Consider the following 6,000-nt stretch of genomic DNA (forward strand, 5'->3'; position numbering starts at 1 on the left):
GCTTGGATGCCGGGGCAATTTGTCCGGTCCGGGGTTCCGGCCAGACATTTTTAACATGCAATTGTCATTGCCACATTAATCTGACTATTGGAGAAACAGAGCAATGAAAATTCGTCCGCTCCACGATCGTGTTGTCGTACGCCGTAAGGAAGAAGAAGAGAAAACTGCGGGTGGCATCGTGCTGCCGGGTAACGCCAAAGAGAAGCCTTCCCAGGGCGAGGTTGTTGCAGTAGGCAACGGCCGTGTTCTGGATAACGGCGAAACCCGTGCACTGGCGGTCAAGGTGGGTGACACCGTGGTCTTCGGCCAGTATGCCGGTAACACCGTTAAGGTTGATGGTGAAGAGCTGCTCATTATGAGCGAAAGCGAAATCTACGGCGTGCTTGAGTGATCGCAACCGCGATAAGCACGAACGCTCATTAACCCGATCTGATTCAACTTCGGTTTAACGAACAGGAATAGAAGACATGGCAGCAAAAGACGTTAAGTTCGGTGATAGCGCCCGCAAACGCATGGTTGCAGGTGTAAATGTTCTGGCAGACGCCGTAAAGGTAACGCTGGGCCCGAAAGGCCGTAACGTGGTTCTGGAGAAGTCGTTCGGTTCTCCGACTGTAACCAAAGACGGTGTTTCCGTAGCCAAGGAAATCGAACTGAAAGACAAGTTCGAAAACATGGGCGCCCAGATGGTCAAGGAAGTTGCTTCCCAGGCCAACGAAACTGCCGGTGACGGCACGACCACCGCAACCGTTCTGGCCCAGGCCATTGTGAGTGAGGGTATCAAGGCGGTAACCGCCGGCATGAACCCGATGGACCTGAAGCGCGGCATCGACAAAGCCACCGCTGAAGCCGTAAAGGCCATCCGTGAAATGGCAACTCCTTGCGACGACAGCCGCAACATCGCCCAGGTTGGTACTATCTCTGCCAACGGCGACGAGACAATCGGCCGCATCATTGCCGACGCCATGGAGCGTGTAGGTAAAGAAGGCGTTATTACTGTTGAAGAAGGCCGTGGCCTGGAAGACGAGTTGGACGTAGTCGAAGGTATGCAGTTCGACCGTGGTTACCTGAGCCCGTACTTCATCAACAACCAGGACAGCATGTCTGCTGAACTGGATGACCCGTACATCCTGCTGGTAGACAAGAAAATCTCCAACATCCGCGAACTGCTGCCGGTGCTGGAAGCTGTCGCCAAGGCGGGCAAGCCGCTGCAGATCATCGCCGAAGACATCGAAGGCGAAGCGCTGGCAACCCTGGTTGTGAACAACATGCGTGGCATCGTTAAAGTCAACGCCGTCAAGGCGCCTGGCTTTGGTGACCGTCGTAAGGAAATGCTGCAGGACATCGCCATCCTGACCGGTGGTACTGTGATTTCCGAAGAAGTAGGCCTGACTCTGGAGAACACCACTCTGGATGACCTGGGTACGGCCAAGCGTGTTAACGTAACCAAGGAAAACACCACCATTATCGGCGGTGCCGGTGCCCAGGGCGACATCGAAGCCCGCGTTGAGCAGATCCGCAAGCAGATCGAAGACAGCACTTCTGACTACGACAAAGAGAAACTGCAAGAGCGCGTAGCCAAGCTGGCTGGCGGTGTTGCCGTAATCAAGATCGGTGCCGGTTCTGAAGTGGAAATGAAAGAGAAGAAGGCTCGCGTTGAAGACGCGCTGCATTCTACCCGCGCTGCCGTTGAAGAAGGCATCGTAGCCGGTGGTGGTGTAACCCTGATCCGCGCTATCGCTGCGCTGGACAAGGTTGATGCCATCAACGAAGAGCAGAAGGCCGGTGTTAACATCCTGCGTCGTGCCATGGAAGCTCCGCTGCGTCAGATCGTATTCAACGCCGGTGGTGAGTCTTCCGTTGTTGTGGCCAAGGTAAAAGAAGGCCAGGGCGCCTACGGTTACAACGCGGCCACTGAAGAGTACGGCGACATGCTGGAGATGGGTATCCTGGATCCTGCCAAGGTAACCCGCTCTGCACTGCAGGCTGCGGCTTCTGTTGCGTCTCTGATCATCACCACTGAGGCGATGGTTGCAGACGAGCCGGAAGACGAGAAAGCCGGCGGCGGCATGCCGGACATGGGTGGTATGGGCGGAATGGGAGGCATGGGCGGCATGATGTGATGCCGGCCAGGTCCCGACCAGGTCTCAGTTTTTGAGGCTTGGCCCGATCTACCCCTGAGAAACCCCGCGCTGGTTCACACTGGCGCGGGGTTTTTCGTTTTTTTGTCATGAACTTGCAGGGTGGCTTTGATAGACTCGGCTACCGGTTTTTAAATGTGCAGGATGCAATGAGCGAATCCCCGAAAAAATCCTTCCTTGGCCCCGGCAAGTTTATTCTTCTGCTGCTGCTCGGCCTTGTGGTTTATGGGGTAACGCTGGTGTTCTGGGTGCCTGCCGGATGGCTTTGGCACAAGGCTTCCGGGCATATCCAGTTACCACCCCAGGTTCAGGTGCAGCAGGTTTCCGGGCAACTCTGGAATGGCACCGCCGGGTTGAACCTCGGAGGCTTCCCGGCAAGGGTGCACTGGCAGTTAAGTTGGCCTTCGGTCACGGAACTGGCATTGCCTGTCGAATTTTCAGTGTCTTCGTCACAATCCCGCATTGAAGGCCTTGCCAGCTTGGGCTGGCCCGCTAATTTTGAAGTAAGCGGCAAGGGTGCCGTTACCGTGGCCGAATTCAGGGACCTGATTCGCCAGAGCGGTGGTGCGATGATAGAAGGGCAGGTATCGGTTGATCGTTTTCAGGTGGCCTGGGCCGATAACCGTTTGCAGCAGGCGGAAGGTTCAGGGCGCTGGCCCGGAGGGCTGGTCACCTGGCCCATGGGTAACGACACCGGCCAGGCACGGTTCCCGCCCATGCAGGCCAACCTGGATACCGTGGCAGACGGAGTCGCCCTGACCATCGCCCAGCAGGGTGCCAGTGGCCCGGCGGCCGATGCCAGCATAGGCCGCGACGGTATGATGGGGATTCGCGTGTACAAGCGCATGGTGGACCTGGCCGGACAACCCTGGCCGGATTCCGCAAGCCCGGATGATGTAGTATTCCGGGTCAGGCAGCCTCTGCTGCCCGGAGGGTTCTGAGGTGGCAGGTTTGTCGGTACAGGTTCAGGAGCGCATAGCGCGGCTGGTCGCCAATCTGTTGCTGGTGGTGTTGGTCGTGGTTCTTGGCGTTGAGCTGGCGAAGATCACCTGGTTGTTCGCCTGGAACGACCGGCCGGTTCCGGAGATTTACGGCCAGGCCAGTGGCCCTGCGTCAGGGTCGGCGGGTGGTGAGCTGGCTTCGGTGGCCGGGTACGAGTTTTTCGGGCGGCCGGAAGGGCAGGCTGGCGTGGCGGATGTTGTACGCCGCTCGGCACCCGAAACCGGCCTTCGATTGAAACTTGAAGGTGTGCTGATTGGTCCGGTGCCGGAAGAGTCCGGAGCTATTGTCGCCGGTAGTAACGGCGAAACCGAGTATTATCGGGTCGGGGATACGCTGCCAGGCAACGCGGAGTTAGCGGAAGTAGAGCCCCAAAGGATTTTGTTGCGCCGGGGTGGTCGATACGAATCCCTGGCGTTCGAGGAAGACATCGGAGTGGAGGCAATGGTTGCGGAACAGCCGCAACAGGCGGCACAATCGCCAGACTCCTATCTTGCCGACGCCCGGGCCCGGCTGGATTCCGAAGGCGCAGCAGCGCTGGCAGCCTACGGTTTGAGCCCGGCAGACGAGTCCGGGCAGTCGGGTTATGTGTATGATGGTTCCAACCCGATGCTGAATGCGGTCAATCTGCGCCCGGGGGATGTCATTACAGCCATTAACGGCCAGCGCCTGGGTGATGTAGAACAGGACAAGGCGTTGCTGGATGACTGGCGGAACCAGAGCCAGCTGGATATAGAAATAGAGCGTGACGGATCCATACTCACCGTCAGTTATGCCATACCCGAACAGTGGCGCTGAACGGGTAATTTACAACAGGATGATATCGCCAGATGTATAACCACAAAACCAATCTTCTCCGGACCCTTCTGTTTGTAATCCTGCTGCCGGTGATGTCGGTGGTTCAGGCTCAGGAGGAAACCTGGCGGCTTAACCTCAAGGATGCCGATATCCGTGCCTTTGTCACCCAGGTTGCCGATATAACCGGCTACAGTTTTGTGGTGGACCCCCGGGTAAAGGGCAAGGTAACGGTGTTGTCCAGCGCCCCCATGAACAAAGACGAAATCTACGACCTGTTCCTGGCCGTGCTGAACGTTCACGGTTTCACCGCCATACCCGGTGAGGAAGTGGTGAAAATTGTTCAGCAGGTAGATGCCAAGCAGTCTGCCGAGATTCTGGATCGCTTCCCTGTTACCCCTTCGGAACAGCTGATCACCCGGGTAATCCAGATCGACAACGCCAACGCCCTGGAGCTGGTGCCCATCCTGCGCCCGCTGGTGGCAAAGTATGGCCACCTGGCCGGTGTGGCGGCAGCCAACGCCCTGATTGTCAGCGACCATTCCTCCAACATTCAGCGCATTGAACAGATTGTGCGTGAACTGGACAGCCCGTCGAAATACGAAGTCGAAGTTATCCAGCTTAAAGAGGCCTGGGTCGGTGACATGGTTAAGCTGCTGCAGGAGCTGGCCCCGGATGAGCTGGGCCGCTCCGGTGGCGATAACGTGGCGCGCAAGTATAACGTGACGGCCGATGAGCGTAGTAACCGCCTGATTCTGCGCGGCGACCAGACCTTCCGCGACAAGATGCGCGGCCTGATCCGCCAGCTGGACCAGCCCTCGGCTACCGGCGGTACTACCAGTGTGATTCGCCTGCGCCATGCCGATGCCAAGGTGCTGACCGAGATTCTCAAGGGTGTGATGGGGGAAGTCGCCCGTGAAGCGCCCGGTGCCAGCGGTGCTGCCGGTGGTGGGTCAGGTAGCCGCCAGTCTTCCTCGTTCTCCGTGTTTGCTGACGAAGGTCTGAACGCCCTGGTGGTACGCGGTGAGCCTTCTCTCATGCAGGAGGCGGAGCAGATCGTGGCTGCCCTGGATGTGCGTCGTGCCCAGGTGATGATTGAGGCCGCCATCGTTGAAATCAGTGACGAGCTGGGCGACCAGTTGGGCGTTCAGCTTGCGGCCGGTGATGAATCTGTTGGCTCGGTACCGGCAATCGGCACCAACCTGACCAGCGGTGAAGGTATGGTGGGCCTGAACTCGGTCATCGGTGCGCTGGTGGGCGATATGATTCCCCAGCTTGGCGGCGGTATTACCATCGGTGCCGGCGAGCGGGACGAAAATGGTATTACCTGGGGTGTGTTGATTCAGGCGCTGTCGTCTTCCTCAGCCGCCAACCTGTTGTCGACGCCGAGCATCATTACTCTGGATAACCAGGAATCCGAAATCATCGTGGGCCAGAACGTGCCGTTCCGGACCGGTGAGTCTACGGTCACCGGGGACGGCACCACCAATCCGTTCACTACCATCGAACGCCGGGATGTGGGCCTGTCCCTGAAGGTGACGCCAACCATCAGTGCCGATGGCCTGGTACGGCTGGTGGTTGAGCAGACCACCGAAGATATCTCTACCACCAACGTGGCCGGTGCTTCTGACCTGATCACCAACAAGCGGGAAATCAAAACCACGGTGCTGGCCGATGACGGCGAAACCGTGGTGCTGGGTGGTCTGATCAAAGACGACTACCAGGTGAGCAAAAGCAAGGTGCCGCTGCTGGGGGACATCCCGCTGCTGGGCCGTTTGTTCTCCTCAGAATCCGAAACCCGCGTGAAGCGTAACCTGCTGGTGTTCCTGCGCCCGACCATCATGCTGGGTAAAGACGAGAGCGTTGCGGCAACCACCGAGAAGTTCAATCGCCTGTGGGATGTGGACCTGAGAGTGCGTGAGAAGCTTGGCTTGCCCGCCCCGGACCAGCAGCCGTCTGTCGACATGCTGTTTGAAGGTCGTCGCCAGTAACAGACGCCGAATCGAAAAAGGCCAGGCTCCTTTTCAGGAACCTGGCCTTTTTATTGGTTCATCGCGCTTTACCGGGA

5 protein-coding genes are annotated in these 6,000 nt (G+C 58.2%); all 5 read left to right on the top strand.

Going from position 1 to position 6,000, the window contains the following annotated elements:
* Positions 1 to 103 precede the first annotated feature (103 nt).
* The 5 genes from groES to gspD all read left to right on the top strand — a co-directional run bounded on the left by groES (position 104) and on the right by gspD (position 5,923).
* On the top strand, positions 104 to 391 hold the full coding sequence (gene groES / locus B2589_RS10880) for a co-chaperone GroES (protein WP_022989343.1): 288 nt from the start codon (positions 104 to 106) through the stop codon (positions 389 to 391).
* A 76-nt stretch (positions 392 to 467) separates the two neighbouring features.
* Positions 468 to 2,120: a chaperonin GroEL gene (gene groL, locus B2589_RS10885; RefSeq protein ID WP_022989342.1), complete on the top strand. Its 1,653-nt coding sequence runs from the start codon at positions 468 to 470 to the stop codon at positions 2,118 to 2,120.
* 167 nt (positions 2,121 to 2,287) lie between these two features.
* A complete protein-coding gene (gene gspN / locus B2589_RS10890; protein ID WP_286816591.1) occupies positions 2,288 to 3,079 on the top strand; it encodes a type II secretion system protein N in 792 nt (263 codons plus the stop codon).
* A gap of 1 nt (position 3,080) precedes the next feature.
* A complete protein-coding gene (locus B2589_RS10895) occupies positions 3,081 to 3,935 on the top strand; it encodes a type II secretion system protein N (RefSeq protein WP_286816592.1) in 855 nt (284 codons plus the stop codon).
* A 32-nt stretch (positions 3,936 to 3,967) separates the two neighbouring features.
* The gene (gene gspD / locus B2589_RS10900; RefSeq protein ID WP_286816593.1) at positions 3,968 to 5,923 is read left to right on the top strand and encodes a type II secretion system secretin GspD; all 1,956 of its coding nucleotides are present in this window, start codon (positions 3,968 to 3,970) and stop codon (positions 5,921 to 5,923) included.
* Positions 5,924 to 6,000 lie beyond the last annotated feature (77 nt).

Origin of the sequence: Marinobacter sp. UBA3607 (assembly GCF_002375525.1) — a bacterium.
Classification (GTDB): domain Bacteria; phylum Pseudomonadota; class Gammaproteobacteria; order Pseudomonadales; family Oleiphilaceae; genus Marinobacter; species Marinobacter vinifirmus.

What these genes read in the sequence shown, in the direction of transcription:
- gspD (WP_286816593.1), top strand. Translation starts at nt 3,968, where the DNA reads ATGTATAACCACAAAACCAATCTTCTCCGGACCCTTCTGTTTGTAATC.
- gspN (WP_286816591.1), top strand. Translation starts at nt 2,288, where the DNA reads ATGAGCGAATCCCCGAAAAAATCCTTCCTTGGCCCCGGCAAGTTTATT.
- groL (WP_022989342.1), top strand. Translation starts at nt 468, where the DNA reads ATGGCAGCAAAAGACGTTAAGTTCGGTGATAGCGCCCGCAAACGCATG.
- groES (WP_022989343.1), top strand. Translation starts at nt 104, where the DNA reads ATGAAAATTCGTCCGCTCCACGATCGTGTTGTCGTACGCCGTAAGGAA.